The following is a 1,685-nucleotide window of genomic DNA, read 5'->3' on the forward strand; positions in this document are numbered from 1 at the left end:
ATTTGAAAGACAGTTTCTCCATAAATTTGATTTCCTCAGTGCTTATTAGAAACGTACCCGAGATGGACTTGCTCCGTACCAAAGCCGTACTTTCTTCGGTCAGAAGTACCTCTGCATGGAGAATGTACGGAGCAATTACGGCTCAGGTACGTCTCGGGTATAATCAGAATGATAAAGAAGTTGCTTGTTCCAATTTATAAAAGTTGACTCCTTATAGGAATGGCCTTTCAGAAATAGAGTGATTTCCCCCTTCAGGAAGTAGCTGTGAGGGCAGTTTCGGATAGCTACACCCTTTACTTCGGATGGCTACACCCTTTGGACGTGATGGCTACACCTTTTGCCATAAAGGGTGTAGCCCTGTGGAAGAGATGCTTTATCCACAAGAAAACGGGTTACAATTCTTCCATATATATTTGAGGAGATATGCAGTAGCTCACCTGTTTTTTACACTTTAACCATGCATTCCTCAGATATTCTTTTTAGCAAGTAATGCGAAGCATGAAAACAAAACGATAAAGTGAAGTTTTGGAAGTTTTTGTCTTGGTATATTAAAAAAAACTATATATTTGTATCCAATTCTAAATCTAACTGCGTATGAAACTGATTGCAGAGAGTGGTTCGACAAGAACTGAATGGGCTTTGGTTGAAGACAATCACCTGATACAACGTGTTTTTACAGAGGGACTTAATCCTTTCTTCCAAACCAGAAGAGAGATCAGCCGGAGTGTGCGTTTAGGTTTACCCGAAACTTTTTTCAAAAGAAAGCTGGAACAAGTATATTATTATGGAGCCGGATGTACTTCTTATGAGAAAAAGAATGTATTGGGTGCCTCATTAGTAGCACAGTTCAAAACCCCGATCCAAGTAGAGAGTGACTTACTTGCAGCTGCCCGTGGCCTGTTTAAATGTGAAGCAGGAATTGCCTGTATTTTAGGTACCGGATCTAATTCTTGCTTTTACAACGGAAAGATTATTGTGAAAAATGTCAGGGCAGGTGGATACATATTGGGCGATGAAGGTAGTGGTGCTGTACTAGGCAAGCATTTTCTCTCAGATGTGCTGAAAGGTTTAGCACCCAAAGATGTGATGGCTGATTTCTTTGAGAAGTTCCGTATCAGCCCCAATGAAGTAATGGAGTCTGTTTATAATCGTCCGTTTCCTAATCGCTTTCTATCCACTATCTCTTATTTCCTGGCGGATTATACGAGTGATGATTATGTATACGAGCTAATAACCACTAATTTGCGTAACTTCTTCACAAGGAATGTATGCCAATATGACTATAAGAACTATCCAATCCGCTTTGTAGGGTCGTTAGCCTATAGTTATGCCCCGATTCTAAGAGAAGTTGCCGGTGAATTTGGCATTGAACTGGATGTGATTGAAGAAACTCCCATGAATGGATTGATTGACTTCCACTCACTAAATATTGAAGAACCTTAATATTTGTATATAAAGCATATCAAGAGGGGTACACATCTCCTCGAAGAGCAAATATATAAATATAAAGTTAAATAAATGCAAAGGAATGTTCTTGATATTAAATTATAATATATCTTTGCTAAGAAGAAACGAAGAAATGACGTTTCGTCGCCTTTGTTAATAACGAGTTTATCTCTTAAAACAACCAACTAAATAATAACAGTATTTAGTGTATTTTAATTTTTAACCGATAATGTATTTAC

At 38.1% G+C, this 1,685-nt stretch carries 2 protein-coding genes; both read left to right on the forward strand.

The features are described 5' to 3' along the window. Positions 1–200 (forward strand): hypothetical protein (locus BN161_RS30060; protein WP_044272633.1); only part of this gene is annotated, 200 nt, incomplete at its 5' end. Positions 201–594: 394 nt separating this feature from the next. Continuing rightward, a complete protein-coding gene (locus BN161_RS27840; RefSeq protein WP_044272636.1) occupies positions 595–1,443 on the forward strand; it encodes a hypothetical protein in 849 nt (282 codons plus the stop codon). The last annotated feature ends 242 nt before the right edge of the window (positions 1,444–1,685 follow it).

The sequence above is a fragment of the Bacteroides timonensis genome (genome assembly GCF_000513195.1).
In the GTDB taxonomy this organism is placed as follows: Bacteria; Bacteroidota; Bacteroidia; order Bacteroidales; family Bacteroidaceae; genus Bacteroides; species Bacteroides timonensis.

Excerpts from the sequence above, each read along its gene's own strand:
- BN161_RS27840 (WP_044272636.1), top strand. The coding sequence starts at position 595 with ATGAAACTGATTGCAGAGAGTGGTTCGACAAGAACTGAATGGGCTTTG.